This is a genomic window from Bifidobacterium pullorum subsp. gallinarum (assembly GCF_000741215.1).
GTDB classification, from domain to species: Bacteria; Actinomycetota; Actinomycetes; order Actinomycetales; family Bifidobacteriaceae; genus Bifidobacterium; species Bifidobacterium pullorum_B.
Genome location: NZ_JGYX01000005.1, coordinates 140603 through 161177 on the forward strand (window position 1 = coordinate 140603; position 20575 = coordinate 161177).

The 20575-nt window shown below is 66.6% G+C and carries 16 protein-coding genes; 1 reads left to right on the top strand and 15 read right to left on the bottom strand.

Features of this window, described 5'->3' with window-relative positions:
• Positions 1-56 precede the first annotated feature (56 nt).
• The 14 genes from BIGA_RS06375 to BIGA_RS06440 form a co-directional block, all read right to left on the bottom strand.
• The gene (locus BIGA_RS06375) at positions 57-758 is read right to left on the bottom strand and encodes a response regulator transcription factor (protein WP_033505315.1); all 702 of its coding nucleotides are present in this window, start codon (positions 756-758) and stop codon (positions 57-59) included.
• Between the two features lie 106 nt (positions 759-864).
• Entirely contained in the window at positions 865-2112 is a 1248-nt protein-coding gene (locus BIGA_RS06380) for a sensor histidine kinase (RefSeq protein WP_033505499.1), read from the bottom strand.
• A 152-nt stretch (positions 2113-2264) separates the two neighbouring features.
• Positions 2265-2972 (bottom strand): 5'-methylthioadenosine/S-adenosylhomocysteine nucleosidase, encoded by a 708-nt coding sequence (gene mtnN / locus BIGA_RS06385; RefSeq protein ID WP_033505316.1) that lies wholly within the window; start codon positions 2970-2972, stop codon positions 2265-2267.
• 116 nt (positions 2973-3088) lie between these two features.
• The gene (locus BIGA_RS06390; protein WP_051917142.1) at positions 3089-4279 is read right to left on the bottom strand and encodes a 3-deoxy-7-phosphoheptulonate synthase; all 1191 of its coding nucleotides are present in this window, start codon (positions 4277-4279) and stop codon (positions 3089-3091) included.
• A gap of 41 nt (positions 4280-4320) precedes the next feature.
• Entirely contained in the window at positions 4321-5454 is a 1134-nt protein-coding gene (locus BIGA_RS06395; RefSeq protein ID WP_033505319.1) for a 3-deoxy-7-phosphoheptulonate synthase, read from the bottom strand.
• Between the two features lie 288 nt (positions 5455-5742).
• Entirely contained in the window at positions 5743-7077 is a 1335-nt protein-coding gene (locus tag BIGA_RS06400) for a C1 family peptidase (RefSeq protein WP_033505321.1), read from the bottom strand.
• 141 nt (positions 7078-7218) lie between these two features.
• Positions 7219-8811 (bottom strand): DivIVA domain-containing protein, encoded by a 1593-nt coding sequence (locus tag BIGA_RS06405; RefSeq protein ID WP_152595941.1) that lies wholly within the window; start codon positions 8809-8811, stop codon positions 7219-7221.
• 140 nt (positions 8812-8951) lie between these two features.
• Positions 8952-9623: a pyroglutamyl-peptidase I gene (locus BIGA_RS06410; protein ID WP_033505323.1), complete on the bottom strand. Its 672-nt coding sequence runs from the start codon at positions 9621-9623 to the stop codon at positions 8952-8954.
• A gap of 10 nt (positions 9624-9633) precedes the next feature.
• Positions 9634-10386: an IspD/TarI family cytidylyltransferase gene (locus BIGA_RS06415; RefSeq protein ID WP_033505324.1), complete on the bottom strand. Its 753-nt coding sequence runs from the start codon at positions 10384-10386 to the stop codon at positions 9634-9636.
• A gap of 146 nt (positions 10387-10532) precedes the next feature.
• Positions 10533-11534: a polyphenol oxidase family protein gene (locus tag BIGA_RS06420; protein WP_033505326.1), complete on the bottom strand. Its 1002-nt coding sequence runs from the start codon at positions 11532-11534 to the stop codon at positions 10533-10535.
• Between the two features lie 43 nt (positions 11535-11577).
• Complete coding sequence (locus BIGA_RS06425) at positions 11578-12960, bottom strand: peptidase U32 family protein (protein ID WP_033505502.1); 1383 nt, start codon at positions 12958-12960, stop codon at positions 11578-11580.
• Between the two features lie 97 nt (positions 12961-13057).
• Positions 13058-13921, bottom strand: coding sequence for an aldo/keto reductase (locus tag BIGA_RS06430; RefSeq protein WP_033505328.1), 864 nt, complete (start codon positions 13919-13921; stop codon positions 13058-13060).
• On the bottom strand, positions 13915-16170 hold the full coding sequence (locus tag BIGA_RS06435; RefSeq protein ID WP_051917143.1) for a DUF2207 domain-containing protein: 2256 nt from the start codon (positions 16168-16170) through the stop codon (positions 13915-13917). The genes BIGA_RS06430 and BIGA_RS06435 overlap by 7 nt, the downstream gene beginning before the upstream one ends.
• Positions 16171-16214: 44 nt before the next feature.
• Entirely contained in the window at positions 16215-16787 is a 573-nt protein-coding gene (locus tag BIGA_RS06440; RefSeq protein WP_033505331.1) for a LemA family protein, read from the bottom strand.
• Positions 16788-16972: 185 nt separating this feature from the next.
• Between BIGA_RS06440 and BIGA_RS06445 the strand changes: the two genes are divergently transcribed.
• A complete protein-coding gene (locus BIGA_RS06445) occupies positions 16973-17596 on the top strand; it encodes a response regulator transcription factor (RefSeq protein WP_237744084.1) in 624 nt (207 codons plus the stop codon).
• Between the two features lie 341 nt (positions 17597-17937).
• Here BIGA_RS06445 and BIGA_RS06450 read toward each other — a convergent pair whose 3' ends face one another.
• Positions 17938-20565, bottom strand: a complete 2628-nt coding sequence (locus tag BIGA_RS06450) for a polyribonucleotide nucleotidyltransferase (protein WP_033505334.1) — start codon at positions 20563-20565, stop codon at positions 17938-17940.
• Positions 20566-20575 lie beyond the last annotated feature (10 nt).

Genomic DNA, 20575 nt, shown 5'->3' on the forward strand with positions numbered 1-20575 from the left:
TACCACGACGACCCCCACCAACGATGGGGGCCGTCGAACACGATCGGTGCCGTGAATTATTCGGGATCGGCGATCTTGTATCCCAGACCGCGCACGGTGGTCAGGTACTGGGGGTGTGCAGGATCCTCCTCGATCTTGGCCCGTACACGCTTGACGTGCACATCGAGCGTCTTGGTATCGCCCACATAATCCGATCCCCAGATACGGTCGATAAGCTGGTGGCGCGTCATGACGCGACCCTTGTTCTGCATCAGGTATTCGAGCAGCTCGAACTCCTTGAGCGGGAAGAACACGTTCTCGCCGCGCACGGTGACCTGATGCTGCCCCACCAGCATCGAGATGTCGCCGCACACCAGCGGCACGTCGTCGTCAGCGGCGCCGGAGCCCTCGCCGGACAGCTGGTTGCGGCGCAGCACGGCCCGAATGCGGGCCAGCAGCTCACGGAACGAGTACGGCTTGGTCACATAGTCGTCGGCGCCGATCTCCAGGCCGACCACCTTGTCGATCTCCGCGCTCTTGGCGGTGAGCATGATGATCGGCACACGGCTCTGCTCGCGGATGCGGCGGCACAATGCGATGCCGTCGATGCCGGGCAGCATGAGGTCGAGCAGCACCAGGTCGATGCCGCCCTTGGTGAACAGCTCCAGCCCCTCCTCGCCGGTGGCCGCGGACGAGACGTCGTATCCTTCACGCGTGAGCTGATAGACCAGCGGCTCGCGGTAGGATTCCTCGTCTTCCACGATAAGAATGCGCGTCATGATTGCCTTTCAACGGGGATGGATTCGACATGCGTTATCTGTAATCGTACCGGTTCGGCAGCCCTCCTGCCTTCCGACGGATCAACTACGTAGCACTCGGCAACGGCTACGCGACCGGCAGCTCGATGGTGAACGTGGACCCTTCGCCCTCGCGCGACCAGACGGAGATCGTACCGCCGCACTCCTGCACGCAGTGCTTGGTGATCGCCAATCCGAGGCCCGAACCGCCCGTTTCACGGGAGCGCGCCGGATCCACGCGGTAGAACCGTTCGAAGATACGGCCCAACGACTCCTTGGGGATGCCGATGCCCTGATCGACCACGCGGATACGCACACGATCGCCGACCACGCCGATGCCCACGCTCACGGTGGTGTGGGCCGGCGAATAATGGATGGCGTTCTCCACCAGGTTCTTGACGGCGGTGGTGAACGGTTCGCGACCGACCCGCACCAGTACGTCGTCGTCAAGCGTCTCCGGCTCGCCCTCGGGCACCTCCACAGGAATCACGCGGCCGTTCAGCGAGAGCACGATGCCGATCTGCTTGGCGTCGGCCTGCACCTCGTTCGCGGCGATGGACTCGCGCGTCATCGCCACCACGGACATCGGCTTGGCATCGGACATCGCAGGCGCATCCTGTGCGCGCTGCAGCTCGATCAGCTTGTGCACCAGCTCGGCCAGCCGCTGCGATTCCTTGGTGATGCGGCCCGCGAAATACCGCACCGCATCCGGGTCGTCGGCCGCGTCGGTAATCGTCTCCGCCAGCAGCGAGATCGCGCCGGACGGGGTTTTCAACTCGTGGGACACATTCGTGATGAAATCGCGACGCATCGCCTCGAACCGCCGCTGCTCGCTCATATCGTGCAGGAAGATCGCGAACAGGTCATCGGCGATCGCGCCGATGCGCACCCGCAGATACAACATGTCGGTCGGCACCGCCTCCCCCGCGCGCACACCGCGGCCGTCCTGCCTGCGGTCGGGCCGGGACAGCGTCACCTTCAGCTCGCGCTCGCGCACCTGGCCGTCGGCCACCACCAGCGCCAGCACCTCGCCGATGTCCTCGGCGACCAGCCGCCCGTTGCGCACCAGGTTCAGCGGGTCCGCGCCCTTGCTGGCGTAGGCCACCGCGCCGGCGGAATCGGCCACGATCAGCGCGTACGGCATCACCTCCACGAACCGACGTTCGGTCGGCAGCACCGGCAGGTCCTCGCCGAACAGGCTGTGGTCGCCCTCCGCGGACCGGTGCCGGGACTCGGACTCGCCCGCCTCGCGGCCCCGGCCATACGCCACGGCCGCACCGATCGCCGCCGCGACCGCCACGGCCACCACCAGCACCACCACCTGCCAGATCTCCATCGTCGACGCGCCTTTCCGAGGTCCACTACGTAGTTCCGGACACCACAGTAGCGGCACATGCGTTCGACCGCGAGCGCCGTACCGACTGTCCACCGCCGGTTCTCCGAAAGTTCACCCAGCCGCGTCACGGCGCATGACGCGCGGGGATCCGCCTACAGGTGCCGCACGATGTTGACGGCCAGCCGGGCGGCGGTGTTCGCGTATTCGGTGATGTCGAAGGTGCGGAACTCCTCGTAGTCGGTGTCGGCGTTGTCGCTCAGCGCGCGGATGACCAGTGCGGGCACGCTGTTGCGGGCCGCCACATGGGCCACCGCGGTGCCCTCCATCTCCACCGCGTCGGCGCCGGTGGCCGCGATGACGGCTTCGACCTGCTCCGGGGTGTCCACGAAGTAGTTGCCCGAGGCAATGGTGCCGGTGATATGGGTGATGCCCATCTCGTCCAGCGCCGCGTCGGCCGCTTCGAGCAGGCGCGGATCGGAGTGGAACTCGGTGGCCTGATGATCCGGGGTGCCGGGTTTCCACTGGCCGACGAGCCGCATGTCGGTGTCCAGGTAGCGCAGCGTGCCGCCGAGGACGATGTCGTTGACGTGCAGCGCCTTGTTGAGGTTGCCTGCGATGCCGGAGAAGATCACGGCGTCGGGATGGCACAGGTCGATGAGGTACTGCGTGGTGGCGGCCGCGTTGACCAGTCCCATGCCGCCGACGGTGGCGGCGACCTCGATGGTTCCGCCGTCCGCGGCGGCCAGGGTGCCGCGGACCACGTCCAGGCTGGCTGCGGCGGTGTGGGTCACGGCGTCGAGCGAGGCGGCGATATGCGCCACCTCCTCGTCCATGGCACCGATGATGGCGATGGTGGTCATGCTGGCTCCTGTTCTCGGTCGGTAGGGTTGCGTTGCGTTCAGCCTACACCGGCCGGCGGTCTCGCCACGGTCATTCCCATCGATGCAGCCCGCAGGCCTCGATGTGTCTGGCCCACTCAGGACCGACGGGCCGCGACCGCGCGGGCCAGGTCACGCAGCAGGGCTTCGGTGTCGGGCCAGGAGATGCAGCGGTCGGTGATCGACCGGCCGTAGACCAGCGTGTCCAGCGGGCCGGCCGGCTGGTTGCCGCCTTCGATGAAACTCTCCATCATCAGGCCGGCGATGCCCGGCTCCCCCGCCGCGATGCGGGCGGCCAGCTCACGCACGACCTCGGTCTGCCGCACCTCGTCCTTGCCGGAATTGCCATGCGAACAGTCCACGACCAATCCGCAGACGGCGGCCGAGCCCTCCGGCATCTCGGCGCGCGCCTCGGCCATCGCCGCCGCAATCGAACCGGCGTCGTAATTCGGGCCGTGGCTTGACCCGCGCAGCACCACATGGCAATCGGGGTTGCCCAACGTTTCGACCACACAGGCACGGCCCAGGTGGTCCACGCCGAAGAACCCATGCTGCTGGGCGGCGGCATAGCAGCCGTTGATCGCGGCCTTGACCGAACCGTCGGTGGCGTTCTTGAAACCGATCGGCATCGACAGGCCGCTGGCCAGCTGACGGTGGATCTGGCTTTCGGTGTTCCGCGCGCCGATCGCGCCCCAGCTGACGGCATCGGCGATGTACTGCGGGCTCGTGGGCTCCAGGAACTCGGTGGCGGCCGGCACCCCCTCGTCCAGTACGCCCAGCAGCACGCGGCGGGCCAGCAACAGTCCCTTGCGGATGTTGTGGCTGCCGTCGATGTCCGGATCGTTGATCAGGCCCTTCCAGCCGACCGTGGTGCGCGGCTTCTCGAAATACACGCGCATGACGATCAGCAGCTCGTCCTTAAGTTCGCCGTTCAGCGCGGACAGCCGGCGCGCATAATCGAGCGCGGCCCGCGGGTCATGAACCGAGCAGGGGCCGACGATCACCAGCAGACGGTCATCGCGGCCATGCAACACGTTGCGGATCGCGTCACGCGATTCGACCACCACGCGCTGCGCCGTTTCGGACAGCGGCATGTCGGCAAGCACCTGCGCCGGCGTGGGCAGCGGCTCGATCTCCACCACACGGCGGTTGACGATGCGGCTGACGCCGACCTGATCCTCCCAGCGGGGCACGTCGGTATCGACCAGCGGGTTGCCGCCCTGGCGGATGACCTTGCGAATCGCCTCAACATCCTCGGGACTGTTCAACGGCTGCGGTTCCGGCTGCATGACTCCACGTTCCTCCTTGTGTCTGCACACAAGGATAGCAGTCAGCGCGCGGAACGACGGGTGGCGACGGCGCCGGCCAGGGTGTGCAGCAACTGTTCGGTGCGCTCCCACGGCACGCAGGCGTCGGTGATCGACTGGCCGTATACCAGCTGGTCCAACGGCGCCGGCTTCTGGTGGCCGCCCTTCAGGAAGCTCTCCATCATGACGCCGAGGATGCCCTGCTCGCCGCCGGCGATGCGTGCGGCGATCTCCTCGACCACCTCGGCCTCACGGTTCTCGTCCTTGCCGCAGTTGCCGTGCGCGGCGTCGATGACCAGACCGTGCTCGCTCGGCCCGGACGCCTTGGACGCCTTCAGCGCCTCCAGGGCCGCGGCGACCGACTCCGGATCATAGTTCGGGCCGTGGGAGGAGCCGCGCAGCACCAGATGGCAGTCCGGGTTGCCCTTGGTTTCGGCGGAAATGACACGACCGTCCAGATTGATGGACAGGAAATGGTGTTCGAACGCGGACGTGTAGCAGGAGTCGGCCGCGGCCTTGATGGAGCCGTCGGTGGAGTTCTTGAAGCCGATCGGCATCGACAGGCCGCTGGCCAGTTCACGGTGGACCTGGCTCTCGGTGTTCCGCGCGCCGATCGCACCCCAGCAGATCAGGTCGCACAGATACTGCGGGGTGATCGGATCCAGCCATTCGATGGCGGTGGGCAGGCCCAGCGACAGCACGTCGGTGAGCACCTTGCGCGCCAGCCACATGCCCTTGCGGATGTTGAACCGACCGTCCAGATCCGGATCGTTGATCAGCCCCTTCCACCCGATGGTGGTGCGCGGCTTCTCGAAATACGTGCGCATGACGATGACCAGACGGTCGTTGAGCTCGCGGTTCACGGCGGCGAGACGCTCGGCATACTCGCGGGCGGCCTTCGGATCGTGGATCGAGCAGGGGCCGACGATGACCAGCAGACGGTCGTCACGGCCGTGCAGCACGTCGCGGATCTCCTGCCGGGAGCGCAGCACCAGATCGCTCATCTCCTCGGTCAACGGCAGTTCGCGCAGGAACGCACGCGGCGCGGGAATCGGATCGAGCTGGCGGATGTTGACATCGACCGTCTCGGGAAAGACGGCGCGCTCATCCAAACGATGCTCGTCCTCGGAACTGTCCGGACCACGCAGACCCGCCATCCTTCACCTCTCTTCATCTTGACGATGCGGTGCACCGCCCACGGTCGTACTGAACACCCCACCATAATAGATAGGACCGGCATATGAAAACCCGCCGACTGCATCGTGGGATGCAACCGGCGGGTCGATACGGCTCGGGCGGGCTCGAGGAAGAGCCCACCGGGCTCTTCCTTATGCGAGCGGCCTCCGGCCCCTGCAATTACGGATCGGCCTACGGCCGGGCTCAATCCGACCTTCGCCGCTGCCGCGGCTCAGGCGCACTCGCGGAAGAGCCCACCGGGCTCTTCCTTATGCGAGTGCGCCCATCGGATCCCAGGCGGGCAGGGAGATGGCGGGCTCCTCGAGGGCCTTCCGGTACTCCTCGGGCAGCATGCTCTTGGGCACGGCCACCTCGTACACGAACTCGGTGAACCAGTCGTCGCTCATCGTGAAGTAGCCCTTGTCAGCGATCTTGTCGCCCCAGGAGTTCTCCACGCGCCAGCGGCGGGTGGTGGTGCCGTCCTCGTCCACGTCCACGCCGACGAAGGCCATCGCGTGGTTCATCGCGGAATCGCCGAAGCGCACGCGCTGCTCCTTGTCCAGGTCGAAGTCGAAGCCGTAGACGCGGCCGTACTCGAACAGGTCGGCAGCCCAGGCGCCGGATTCACGGTCCATCATCGGATGGCAGTCGGCGCCGAACCACACCGGGATGCCCTGTTCGGACAGGATGCGGCGCACGCAGTCCTTCATGAACCGGTTCGGCACGTTGAGGTACTCGGTCGGGTCGCCACCCGCCACATTGCCCAGGTGCTCGATGGCGATCTTCTTGCCCTTGGGGTGCTCGGCGCGCGGGTCGTCGACCAGGCACACGTAATCCTCCAGGCCGGCGTCCACGTACTTGTTCCAGAACTCGACCGGCGTGATCTCGCCGTCGCGGTGGAACTCACCCTTCTCGTCGGTCCACTCCCAGTCGAAGCTCTTCGGCGGCTCGCCCAGGTGGATCGTCAGGATGCGGTGGCCGGCTGCCACGCCCTCGGCCACGATCTCGTCGATCTTCGACGGATCGGCGAACATGCGCGCCACCTCGGTGTGCAGCATCGAGCGCAGCTGGGTGTTCATCGGACCGGTGTTCTTGGAGGACTCGGTCTCCGGGAACAGGTCCTTGGGCACGGCGCCGTACTTCTTGTAGACGTTCATAGCCATCGTCCACTGGCCGCCGTCGCCCATCACGTCGGCGAGCAGATGCTGCACCAGACGGGAGTCGGCGGGCTCGCCGGCCTCGACCAGCGCGGCCATGTCCTTGAGGAAGTAGTTGATGCGCTCGAGCTTGTCGAAGTACATCGCGTAGTTCTGCGAGAACTCGAACTCCTTGAGGCCCATGTTCTTCTTGGCGACGAAACGGGCCACGTTCAGGGAGCTGAACAGCCAGCAGCGGCCGGAACGATCCTGATGGGTCACCGTGCCGTTGTCCACGGTCACGGAGAATCGGCGCTGCAGCAGACGGGCGCGGTCATAGTTGCGGGCCACCTTGTCGATGCCCGCGGCGGTGACGGCGTTCATCGCCAGTCGGTTCGCGGCGTTGGATTCGAAATCGGCGCACAGCGTGCCGAGGGTCTCGGCGCTCAGCGGCGTGAGTTCAGCCATATCGTTCCTTTCTTCAATCCGAGGCTCCGTGCGCGGCAGGCCGGCCGGAGCATGATTTCGCGGCACCCGCTTTCAGGAAGCGTGGCGCCGCGAAGCAACAGTCGTTACGAGTCTATCCTCACTGGTCGAAAACGGTGGGGGTCATTCCCCGGAGGGCTGATCCTCCGAGTCCGTGCCGCCATCACCCACCGGGATGCCCACGGTCGGCATATCGTCCTCGTCCGCATCCCCGGAGCGTTCCTCGTTCCGCACGGCCGGCATCACCACGGTGCCGTCGTCCGGTTCGGGTGCATCGGAGTCCGAAGAGACCGAAGATACCGACGTGATGGCGACGGTATCGTCCGGTTCGCCGGCAACGGCTTCCAGGACCGACGTGGCGGAGTCCTGGTCGATGGGGTGGGGGCCCTCGTCGATGGCGTCGGACGCCGTCTCACCGCGTGCGGGAAGGTCGGCGACGGCGTTGACCACCGGCACATCCGGCGCTTCGGCCTTGCCGTCGAAGCCGCTGAACGCGTTGGAGAACAGCGCGCGCAGCTCGCTGACCCGCTGGGCGATGGTGGACTCCTGCGCCTGCATCTCGACGATGCGCGCCTGCATGCCGTCCAGTTCGGCCTGTGCGGCGCGGCGGCGCTCCTCGACCTGTCCGTCGGCCTCCTCGTTCGCCTTGCGCAGGATCTCGGTGGCCTGTCCATCGGCCTCCTCACGGCGGGAGGCCGCATACGCATCGGCCTCCTCGCGCACGGACCGCGCCTGGTCGATCAGCTCATCGGTTTCCCGCTTGGTCTGCTCACGACGCTCCTCAAGATGGGCCAGCAGCTCGTTGACCTTGGTGGTGGCCTCCTCCTGCTGGTTGGCGATGTCGGCGCGGATCTGCTCCACCTCGGCAGTGACCTGGCTCATGGTCTGGGTGCGGTGCACCTCGGCCTCGTCCTTGATCTCCTGCGCCTTGGCCTTGGCCGCGTCCACGATCTCCGCGGCCTGGCGCTGCGCGTCCGAGATCAGCTTGGACACCTGCTCGCGCACGTCGGCCAGTTTCTTGTTCGCATCGGCGAGCGCCGCCTCGATCTGGTCGTTGTTCTCGCTCTTCAGCCGCGAGATCTCCTCATTGGCCGTCTTGCGCAGGTCGGCGATCTGCTGGGTGGCCTCGGTGCGCAGGTCGGCGATCTCGCGTTCCTGCGTGGCGCGTTCCGAAGCCAGGCGCTTCAGATGTTCCTCGCGCGAGTTCGTCAGTTCCATGTCGATCGCCTGGCGCTGCTCGCCCACGGCCTTCGCCGTTTCGGCGCGCAGCTGGGCGGCGTCCTCCTGAGCCGAAGCCGTCAGGCTCTCCGCCTCATGCCGCGCGTTGGTCAGCAGCGTGTCGGCCTTGGCGTTGGCCTCGCCCAGCACACGCTTGGCGTCGAGCTTGGCGTTGTTGACCAGGGTCTCCGCCTGCTCCTGCGCAGCGGCCTTGGTGGCCGCGGCCTCACGCTTAGCGCGTTCCAGCAGGTCGGTGCTGGTGCGTTCCGCCGAAGCGAGCATCTGCTGCGCGTTGGCGCCCAGCGAGGCGTAGCTCGTCCCCTGCCCGGCGGCCTTGCTGCGTTCCTCCTGCAACTTGGCCTGCAACTGCAGAATCGTCTTGTCGCTCGCCTCGACCTGCTGACGCAGCCGGACGATGGTCTGCTGGGTCGACCGGATTGCCTCGTCGACGCTGTCCTTGTCATATCCGCGTAACACGATCGGGAATCGTTCCGCCATCACCGTTTCCTTTCGGCACCATCCCGTCCCACCCTTCGAACGGGTTCCGCTGTGTACTCTAGCCGACGGCGCGGGCGCGCGCCCCGGCATCGTCCACATTCTCACAGGGCGCTCAAGAAAACCTTCGGGCGCGTCCCCGGTCAGTCCAGCAGAATCTCTTCGGACGACGGTCGCAGGTGATACCGGATCGCCTCCCGCACCACGGCACGGCAGGCGGCGATCTGCCGGTCCAGCGGCAGACCCTGCGGCGAGTGGGCGGATTCGACGACCTTGGGGAAGCTGACGAATCCGGAGAGCACGCGCTCCTGCGAGGCGTTCCAGTGCATCAGCCGGTAGAACAGCGAGTTGCACACGTAGGTGCCCGCGTCCGAGCTCAGTGTGGCGGGGATGTCCTCGACGGTGAAATCCCGCAGGATCGAGCGCAGCGGCAGTCGTGTCCAGTAGGCGGCCGGGCCTTCGGGGTCGATCGGCGTGCGGCGTGGCGCGGCGTCCTCGGGGTTGGCGGCGTCCATGAGGTTCGTGGCGCACCGTTCCAGCGCGATGCCGCGTGCGGAACGCTTGAGGCCGGTGGCGATGACGATGTCCGGCCGGACCGCGTCGAGCATCCGTTTGAGCTCCGGCCATGAGTCGGTGAAGCTGATCGGCAGACTGACCGTGTGGATGGTCACCGACACGTCGGACAGCGGGTTGTCGATGTCGGTGGAGATCCCGAGCCCCTGTTCGGCCAGCGCCCGGGGCACCTCGAATGACGGGTTGACATCGATGCCGTCGTACCGGTCGAAGCCGGAGATCACCACGCTGAACTGCTGCATAGCGTCCAGTCTACCGGCGTTGGGTGAGAATATCGGCGGCGATGCGCTCGGCCGTGGGCATGTCGGCGAGCGTGGTGACCTTCAGGTTGGTTTCGCTGCCGGCCACGATGGCGACCGGCTCGTCCGGCAGGTAGTCGACGACGACGCGGGTGTCGTCGGTCGGGTGGAAGTCGGGATCGTGCGCGGCCAGTGCGTAGGCGCGGCGGATAGTGGAGAACCGGAAGGCCTGCGGGGTCTGGGCACGGAAGGTCTGGGGACGGTCCGGCACCGACTGGACGACCTTGACGTCGCCCAGGTCGCGGGTGAGCAGCACCGTGTCGGTGGAGGCGAACGCCACGGTGGCCGCCGTGAACCGGTCGAGCGCATCCACGCACCCGTCGATCGAGGATTGGGCGACGAACGGACGCACCGCGTCATGGATCAGGATCTTCGCGTCGCCGGGGATGCCCGCCGCGGCGAGCGCATCCAGCGCGGCCGCAGTGCTGTCCACACGCTCGGCGCCGCCGTTGAGGATCATCCGCACCTTCGGATAGCCGGCCTGATCCACCAGCCGTTCCACGGCGTGGCGCACCTGCGGATTGACCACCACCACGGTGTCGGTGACCCGCGGGTTGGCCTCGAACGCCTCGATGCTCCAGCACACGATCGGCTTGCCGCCGACCGACACCAGCTGCTTGGGGTTGTTCGGGTCGAACCGCGTGCCGAATCCGGCCGCCAGCACCACAGCCACCACGGGCACCGCACTCTGCTCTCTCTGACTCATATCCACCACCGTAAGGCCTTGTCCGCCGCCCGGTCACATCGCCGGACAGCTTCTGCACCAAATCCATGCGCCCGCCTGCACGGCGGATCGTGTCCCGGCCACAGCGCGATCGTCCGCATCATGCGCCGGCTTGCGGCCGCCCTGCGCTATTCACGCACGATAAGCGCCAGCATACGGCCCTCGCCGCTCTTGTCCGCCAACGCGGCGCGGCGATGCGAGTACCACAGCGGGTTCTCCAGCGTGCACAGGCTGTGGCGCACGCCGTCGATGCGGGCGGCCAGCTCGGGTTCGCCCTCGCCGTCCGTGCGGCACAGCGCAGCCAGCTCATCGTCCTCGGACAGGTACTGGGTGGCGGCGGCCACGCGCGGGCGGGATTCCACGATGCGATCGTCTGTGATACCGGCGGCGGCGAGCTCCTGCAACGCGGCGGCGGCGATGTCGATGCCGGGGCCGCCGAAACGTGTGGTGGTGGCCGTGCCGGGGAACCGCGCGTCGAATTCGGCGGCGATCGACTCGCCGACCTCATAGCAGTCGCCGCAGATGCACGGTCCGAGCGTGGCCACCATGCGCTCGATGCTGGCGCCCTTGCCAGTCATCATCCGTACGGTTTCGCCGATCACGCCCTGCTGCAGGCCGCGGCGACCGCAATGGGCCACGCCGATCACGCCGGCTTCGGCGTCGGCCAGCAGCACCGGCAGGCAGTCGGCGGCGAAGACGCCGAGGGCGACGCCGCGCCGGGTCGTGACCTGGGCGTCGGCCTCGATCACCGTCGGCTCCGGCTCGCCGCCGTCGGGCAGTGCGCCGCCAGTGGCGTCGAACCCGTAGTCGTGGTTCGGCGCATACGTGTCGTCCATGTCGATGGCGGTGCCGGAGTGGATCTGGCTGACCAGGGACAGCCGGGCGTCGATCTCGTCGGCGAGCGCGGCGCGGTTGGCGGCCACATGCTTCGGATCGTCGCCGTTCTTTCCGCCGAGGTTGAGCCCGGCCGCGTCGCCCTGGCTCACGCCGCCCAGGCGCGTGGTGTACACCACCCTGACGCCGGGGGCCAGCATGACGGGGATGGTCACCGGGATCGGGCGGCCGTTCTTGTCGGTGGGGCTGATGGCGTTGCTGTCCAGGATGCCGTCGGTGGTGTCGGCTGTGTTCATCGGTGTGCTCCTTGATACGTTGCTTGGGTCTGTTCCGGGGAACCTACTCGGCCTTCATCGTGGCCTGTTTGGTGCGCGAACGCATCGCGGCGTTCACGGGGATCGGTTCGGGGCAGGGCATCGAGAACACGTGCGCGGGGTTGTTGATCTCACGCACCCACATGCCGTGCTCGTCGCGGAAGCCGTCGCCGGGCACCGTGTAGGCGTAGGGGGCGCGGCCGGGCAGTACGAATTCCACCAGTTGGCCGGCTTCGATCTTGTTGCGGCTCATGATGGTCAGGCGGCCGCCCTCCTCAGGGGACCAGCCGAGCGTCTCGCCGACCACGAGCCATTCGCGGAAGTAGTGGCTGCGATCGGTGTTCTGGGTGACCGGATGCTCCGGGTAGTAGAAGCCGGTGCTGTAATCGCGATGGGCGACCTTGTAGGGTTCCTCGCGCAGCCATTGCGGCAGGTCGACCGGGTCGGGGGCCGGAGTGGCCGACTCGATGGCCGCCTCGCCGACGCGGGGGCTCTCCCCCGGCGCCGTGCGGTGCACACGATCGTGGAACGGGGCGAGGGGCGTGCCGTCCTCGTCCTCGAAGCCGCGCTGGACCATGTATTCGTTGACGGCGCTCTTGTAGGCGTTCGTCATGGCGGCGATGTAGTAGGCGCTCTTGGAACGGCCCTCGATCTTCAGGCTGGTGGCGCCCGCGTCGATCAGGTCGTCCAGGTGCTCCAGCATGTTCATGTCCTGCGAGTTGAACAGGTAGGCGCCGTCCTGGGTCTGTTCGATCGGGAAGTAGCGGCCGGGGCGCTTCTCCTCCACGATCGAGTACTTCCAGCGGCAGGGCTGGGCGCATTCGCCGTGGTTGCCGTCGCGGCCGGTCAGGTAATTGGAGAACAGGCAGCGTCCGGAGAACGCCATGCACATCGCGCCGTGCACGAAGCATTCGATGTCCATGTCCTCGGGGATGTTCGCGCGGATGTCTCGCACGGCCTGCAGGTCCATCTCCCGGGCGAGCACGACGCGCTTGGCGCCCAGCTCGTACAGGGCGTTGGCGGCCAGATAGTTGGTCACGCCGGCCTGCGTGGAGATATGGATCTCCAGGTTCGGGGCGATGCGGCGGGCGGCCATCATCACGCCGATGTCGGTGACGATCAGCGCGTCCACGCCGGTGTCCTTGAGCTGGCCCAGGTACTCCTTCAGGTCCTCGACCTCGGCGTTGCGCGGCAGCACGTTGCAGGTCACATAGACGCGCGCGCCGCGCTCATGGGCGTACCTGGAGCCCTCCTCGAAGTCCTCCAGGCTCAGGTTCCTGGGCGCCGAACGCATGCCGAACGCCTTGCCGCCGCAGTACACGGCGTCCGCCCCGTAGTCCACGGCGGTCTTCAGGCCGCGCAGGTTGCCTGCGGGGGCCAACACTTCAGGCTTGTTGCGGGTGCGCATCATGTGTTCTTCGTTCATAGCGCATCCCAGTGTAGGCGATGCCGCAGGCAATCCTAAACCATGCGGTTGCGTATCACGGGTTGGGCTCTCCCCGCCGTCAGCCGAGCTTGGCGAGCTCCTCGTCGGTCAGTTCGAGGTCGCCGGCGTTGAGGCTGTCGAGGATCGTCTCGGGCCGGTGCGCGCCGGGGATGACGAACATGTGATCGCCCTTGGCGAGCTCCCAGGCGAGCACCACCTGCTGGTAGCTGACGCCGTGGGCGGCGGCCACCTCGCGGAACGGGTCGAACTTGCTCTCGTCCTTCGGCTTGCGGAAGCCGCCGAGCGGGCTCCAGCACACGAAGGCGATGCCGAGCTTCGCGCAGTGTTCGAGCGTGTCCTGCGTGTCCAGGTAGATCGGGGAATACTGGTTCTGCACGGCCACGAGCCTGTCGCCGAGGACATCGCGGGCGATGTCGATCTGCTCGACCGACGCGTTCGAGATGCCCGCCCAGCGGGCCACGCCCTCGTCAAGCAGCTGCTTGATGGCCTCGCAGGACTCGTTGTACGGCACTTCGGGGTCGGGACGGTGGAAGTACAGCAGGTCGATGGTGTCCACGCCGAGCGTCTGCGCGGACTGCTTGGCGTAGCGGATCAGGTGTTCGGGCTTGCCGTCCTTGCCCCAGGTGGGCACGCCGTCGGTGAAGTTGCGGTAATGCCCGACCTTGGTGGCGATCAGCACCTCGTCCTTCGGGCCCTTCCAGCTGTCCATCGCCTCGCGCACCAGTTTCTCGCCGGTCTGCTCCTCGCCGCCCGAGCAGTAGTAGGACCAGGCGGTGTCGATGTGACGGCAGCCGGCGTCCAGCGCGGCGTGGATGGTTTCGATGCCCTTGGCCCAGCCGAGGTTGTTCTCGATGGTCAGGGGCATCTCGCCCAGACCGATGGCCGTGGTGTCGAACGGCCCCAGATTGCGATGCATCACCATAATGATTGCTCCTTCGTCGTAAGATGATCGTCCTCGTCCAGATTACCCTTGCCGGCGTGGAACCCGTGGCTATCGCCCCCCCGAACGAGCCGCCGCCGGAACCGCCGGACGAGCCGCCGAAGCCGCCGCCGGAGAACGAGCCGCCGGAGACGCCGGACGACCCCGGCGCGGCGGCCTGGAACGTGCTCGCGATGTCGGCGAACCCGGCGTCGAGGTGGGCGCCGATATTCCCCACATTGGCGCTGAATGAGGCGATGTCGGCCACAGGGGGCCACGGCTCCCGCGCTCCATGTGTGCGCATACCAGTAGGGACGGTAGGCCCAGTACACCACATGCCCCGTGGCGTACGAGTCCAGCCAACTCGGGTCGCAGAGTTCCGGATAGGCTTCGGCCAGCTGCTTCAGCACCGTGTCGCTGATGCCGAAGGCGGCCGCATAGACCAGATAACGGTCCCACAGGGTCAGATCGGCCACACCGCGGTCGGAGAAGTCGCTGAAATCCTCCAGATACCGTTTCAGACCGACCACCTGTCCGGCCAACCGTCGGCCCTCCTCGGTCAGCCCGGTGCGGCGCATGCTGCACAGCACGAACGCCGACCCGAACAGCAGCGGGCATCCCAGCACCAGGGCCACGGCCAATTGCTGTTCGGCGCCACTGAACAGGAACGTGGCCAACGCCACGGCAACGCCGAGGATGCCTGCCGCCAGCGCCTGTCCGCCCACGGCGCGCGTGGCGCCCAGCAGCGCGAACTCGTTGGCGCAGGCCGTGTCGAACGCCTCCTGCAGCTCGTAGCCGTCCTCATCGTCCTCGAACGCCGCGTTCATCCGTTCCAGGTCGAACGTCGCGGACCCGCAGCGTTCGGACGCGGCCTGCAGCATGCTCAGCGCCGCCTCCTCGGACTGGCTGAGATCCGCCGCCGGAACTCCGCCGGATGCGACCGCCGGATCGAGCGTGATGGTGGCGGTGTCGTCGAGTTTCCCGCCCGTCTGCGAGAACGCGGGGAACCGTTGCGCGGCGGATATCGCGGCCGACCGGTCGCCCGCGGCGCTGCCGTCATACAGGTCAGCGGGGCCCGGACGCACGCCGATCACGCGTTTGTCCGCCAGCGACAGCACGCTGGAGGACATCTGCCGGGTCTGCAGATCCCCTGCGGCATCGGGCTGCACGATCGACAGCAGCCGCGCCGCCGAAGCGGGGCTGATCTCGGGCGGATCCCGCCAGTATTCGATGCCGCCACGGTAGTCGGCCTCACGGTTGCTGCGGATCGAGGCGATTACGCCCCAGATGATCAGCGCGACGCCGACCACGGCCAGCACCGCCCAAATCACCACCCGACGGATGGCTGCGGCTTGCTGCGATTCGCGCCATTGGCGCTCCTGCCGGCTCTCGTCGTCGATGATGCGGTCCGCGGCCCGCTCCGATGCGGTGCGGACGACGCCGTCGGTGGCGTTCACGTCGACCATGGCGACCAGGTCGAGATGCTGGCCGGCGCGCACGTCGTATGCGGTGAACTGCAGCACGTTGTTGCTGCGCGAGGTTTCCGACGTGCCGGAGAAGTGCAGCCAGGCGCGTGTCAGGCTCCCGTCGCCGCCGTCCGGCAACCGGACCGTGCCGGTCACGGTGCCGATCGGCATCTGGTTGGACGGCCCGAACGGCTCCCACTGGAACGTGGCGACGTCGTCGTACGCGGTCGTCACGCCCTCGAACGTCATCGTGATATCGAAACGCATGCTGTCGGACTCCACGGTGACGGGGATGTTCCAGCCGATCTCCACCATGCGTTGTTCGCCGATGTCGTTGCCCGGCACATAGGGCTGCGGGTCGTCCGCGCCGCCGGTGACGTCGGCGATGTACCAGTGCCGCGCGTACGACGTGTTCCACTCATCGTCGCCGATGCCGGACGGGGTGCGCGGGTCGGTCTGCGCGTAGGTTTCGCCGGTGGAGGCGTCGGTGACGCTGACGCCGGTGATGGCGGTCAGGTTGTCGGGGTTGAGACGGTACTGCTGGTACAGCTGCTTCCACGGCACCGTGTTGTCGTCATCGTCCTCACGCTCGTTGAGCCGCAGGTCCACGTGCTGGGTGATCTCCAGATCGCCGTCGGGCTGCACCGTGACCTCGTAATCGAGCGAACGGTAGCTCATGGCGGCATCGTCATCGCCGAACACGATGATGAACGTGGCGAGCAGGGCCGCAATCGCCGTGATCACCGCCGCGGCCGCGGCGGCACCGAATGCATGCTTCCCGGACATTGTCATCCCCTTTCAGCCGGTGCGACGCCGCCGGCACCGGCCACTCACTTGGAGAAGCTGACCTGCGGCACCTGGCGCGACTGCTCGTCCGCCTCGAAGTACTGGGCCTGGGTGAAATGGAACAGTCCTGCGATGATGTTGGACGGCACCGTTTCGATGGCGGTGTTGAACTTGAGCACCACGTCGTTGTAGAACTGGCGTGCGTAGGCGATCTTCTGCTCCAGCTGGCTCAGCTGGTTCTGCAGATCCATGAAGTTCTGGTTCGCCTGCAGCTGCGGGTAGGCCTCGGCGGTGGCCTGCAGGTTCACCAGGGCACGGCTGAGCTTGTTCTCGGCGGTCGCGCGTTCGGCCGCGCCGGCCTTGGGGTCGGATGCCGCGGCCACCGCGCCGGCGCGGGCCTCGGTGACCTGCGTGAACACCTCGGATTCATGCGCCGCGTACCCCTTGACGGTCTCCACCAGGTTCGGGACCAGATCCGCGCGCTGTTTGAGCTGCACATCGATCTGCGCCCAGCCGTTCGCCACCCGGTTGCGCAGCGTCACGAGGGAGTTGTAGGAGCCCACCGCCCACAGGACAAGCAGGACGACGATGACTGCGATGACGATACCGACGATCATGGCATTCCTTTCGACGAGCCGATACCATCATTCTCTCAACAGGTAGGGATGCCCCCTCGAGCTGCAGATGATACCGAACTCGTGCAACGCCGTCCTTCAGTGTGCATTACAATCGGAGTCAACGGAAGGGAAACACGATGAGCGAATCATCGACAACCGGCAGAACGCGCCGTTTACGCATCGGCGTGTTGGACAACGATCCCTGCGCGCTGGAATATATCGTGGCCATGCTGAAACAGCCCATGGGATCGGAGAACAACATCGCCGATATCTGGGCCTATACCAAACCCGCGCAGGCAGTGCAGGAATGTCGGTTCGGGCAGCACACCGATATCCTCATCGTCGATATGGCGCTCAACGGTCTGACCGGAGCGCAGGTTGCCGCGGAAATCCGCAAGATCTCTCCGGATACTGGCATCATCGGCATCACCTCATACACACCGGAGGTCTACGAGCAGGTCCTGGCCGACGCCGGGGCGCAGGCGCTGCTCGACAAGGGTACGCTCCGTTCCACGCTGATCGACGCCATCGCCGCAGTCGCCGAGGGAAAGCACTATCCGGAAGACAGCGCATTCCCAAACGTATCGGAATCCACGGAAGCCACCCATAGCGCCGCCATCCACCTGACCTCGGCCGAGCAGCGCATCATCACGCTCAGCATGGGGCACCGCACATCGCGGCAGATCGCCGACGAACTGGGCATATCCATCGCCACGGTCTTCTCGCATCGACGCAACATCAAACGCAAATTCGGTGTCAGGGAATGGCATGAGGTCATCGCGCAATGCCATGCGCTGCATGTCCTATAACATCTGCGGCATAGCCGTCTGAAGCGTTACCGCTCAAGCCGTCCGGCCGCTGAAGCGGTGAATCCTCGACGCCGGCCCGCGCCTCCCCTCGCGGACCGTCCAATCAACAAGCCCTCCCTTACCCAAGCTTGTTATAGATTCGGCAATCATTCGGCATGAGTCAAGCTCATCTGCAGTTTTCTGCAGAAAACACGCCGAGAGCATACAAAATCCGCACACCAGCGGCGTCGATTCCCATCGAGCACCCCGCATACGCGAAGGAGCCCGCCGACTCATGGTCAGCGGGCTCCCGATGTCATAGGGTCAGGTCAGCGGTCCGATTCGCCGACCGACCATACCAATCAGTCCTCGAACAGGTCGAAGTCGCGGCGGACGCGACGACGCGGACGCTCGGAACGCTCCTCGCGCTCGGAACGGTACTCGTCGTAGTTCTCGTCGGCGGCGTACCGCGGGTTGCGGTCGTCACGGCGGGAACGGTAGCCGCGGTCGTCACGCTCGGAACGACGGTCATCGCGGCGATCGTCGCGATCGTAATCGCGGGATTCGCGGCGGCGACGCGGACGATCGTCATAGTCGCGGTCATCGTAGCGGTCATCGCGATCGCGGCGGCGACGCGGACGATCATCGTAATCGCGGTCATCGTCGTAGTCATGGCGCGAACGGTAGCCGCGGTCGTCACGGTCGGAACGACGGTCGTCACGACGGCCACGGCCACCACGGCGATCCTCGCGATCGCCACGCTCACGGCGCGGAGCCGAGGACTCCTGATCCTCGAAGCCCGGAATGGCCAGGCTGATCTTGCCGCGGTCGTCGACGCCCTGCACGATCACCTCAACGGTATCGCCTTCCTTGAGCACGTCCTCGACGGCGTCGATGCGCTCGCCGTTGGCCAGGTTGCGGATCTGCGAGATGTGCAGCAGGCCGTCGGTGCCCGGCGTCAGGTTCACGAACGCGCCGAAGCTGGTGGTCTTGACGACCTTGCCGTTGTAGGTCTCGCCGGCTTCCGGCACATGCGGGTTGGCGATCTGGTCGATGATCTGCTTGGCCTTCTCGGCGGCCTCGCCACCCTCGGAGGCGATGTAGACGGTGCCGTCGTCCTCGATGGAGATCTCGGCGCCGGTGTCCTCCTGGATCTGGTTGATCATCTTGCCCTTCGGGCCGATGACCTCGCCGATCTTGTCCACCGGAACGGTGGTGGTGATGATACGCGGCGCATACGGGCTCATCTCGGCCGGGCCGTCGATGCACTCGTTGATGACCTCAAGGATGGTGGTGCGGGCCTCCTTGGCCTGCTGCAGGGCGGCGGCCAGGATGTCGGCGGGGATGCCGTCGAGCTTGGTGTCCAGCTGCAGGGCGGTGATGAACTCGGAGGTGCCGGCCACCTTGAAGTCCATGTCGCCGAACGCGTCCTCGGCGCCCAGGATGTCGGTCAGGGTCTTGAAGATGTGCTGGCCATCCACGTCGCCGGAGACCAGGCCCATCGCGATGCCGGCGACCGGGGCCTTCAGCGGCACACCGGCGGCGAGCAGGCTCAGGGTCGAGGCGCACACGGAGCCCATCGAGGTCGAACCGTTGGAGCCGATGGCCTCGGAGACCTGACGGATGGCGTACGGGAACTCCTCGCGGCTCGGCAGCACCGGCACGATCGCCTTCTCGGCAAGGGCGCCATGGCCGATCTCACGGCGCTTCGGGGAACCGACGCGGCCGGTCTCGCCGGTGGAGTACGGCGGCATCTCGTAGTTGTGCATGTAGCGCTTGGACTGCGGGCCGGACAGCGAATCGAGCTGCTGCTCCATCTTGAGCATGTTCAGCGTGGTGACGCCCAGAATCTGGGTCTCACCGCGCTGGAACAGGGCGGATCCGTGCACGCGCGGGACGATGTCGACCTCGGCGGACAGCGTGCGGATGTCACGCAGGCCGCGGCCGTCGATGCGGTAGTCCTGGGTCAGGATGCGGCGGCGCACGATCTGGCGCTGCAGCTCCTTGAACGCGTTGCCGAGCTCCTTCTCCTTCTCGGCCTCGTCCATGTCGGTGAACTCGTTCGCCAGCACATCCTTGACGTGCTGCTTGATCTCGGCGATGCGGTCCTGACGCGGCAGCTTCTCCGCAATGGACAGCGCCTCGTCCAGATCGGCGTGAGCGATCTCGTCGATGCGGGCGTACAGCTCGTCGGTGTACTCCGGGAAGAGCTGGAACTCCTTGGTCTGCTTGGCGGCGATGCGCTTGAGCTCGGCCTGAGCCTCGCAGATGACCTTGATGAACGGCTTGGCGGCCTCCAGGCCACCGGCCACAACCTCCTCGTCCGGCTTGATCTGGCCCTCGTCGTAGATCAGGGTCCACGCGTTCTTGCCGGCGCCGGCCTCGATCATCGCGATCGCGACGTCGCCATTGTCCACCACGCGGCCGGCGACCACGATCTCGAACACGGCGCGCTCACGCTCGCTCCAACGCGGGAACGCAACCCACTGGCCATCGATCAGCGCCAGACGGACGCCGGAGACCGGGCCTTCGAACGGCAGACCGGAGATCATCGTGGAGGCGGAGGCGGCGTTCAGTGCGATGACGTCGTACGCGTCATCCGGGTTGACGGCCAGGATCGTCTCCACAACCTGCACCTCGTTGCGCAGCGTGTGCGGGAACAGCGGGCGCAGCGGGCGGTCGATGATACGGCAGGCCAGGATCGCCTCGGAGCTCGGGCGGCCTTCACGGCGGAAGAACGAGCCCGGGATCTTGCCGGCGGCGTACATCTTCTCTTCAACGTCCACGGTCAGCGGGAAGAAGTCGTAGTTCTCCTTCGGGCTGGAACCGGCGGTGGTGGTGGACAGCACCATCGAATCATCATCCAGATACGCGGCCACGGCGCCGTCGGCCTGCTGGGCGAGGCGGCCGGTCTCGAAGCGCAGCGTGCGCTTGCCAAACGAACCATTGTCGATTACGGCCTCAACGGCCTTGATTTCGGGACCCTCCAAGGGTTTCTCC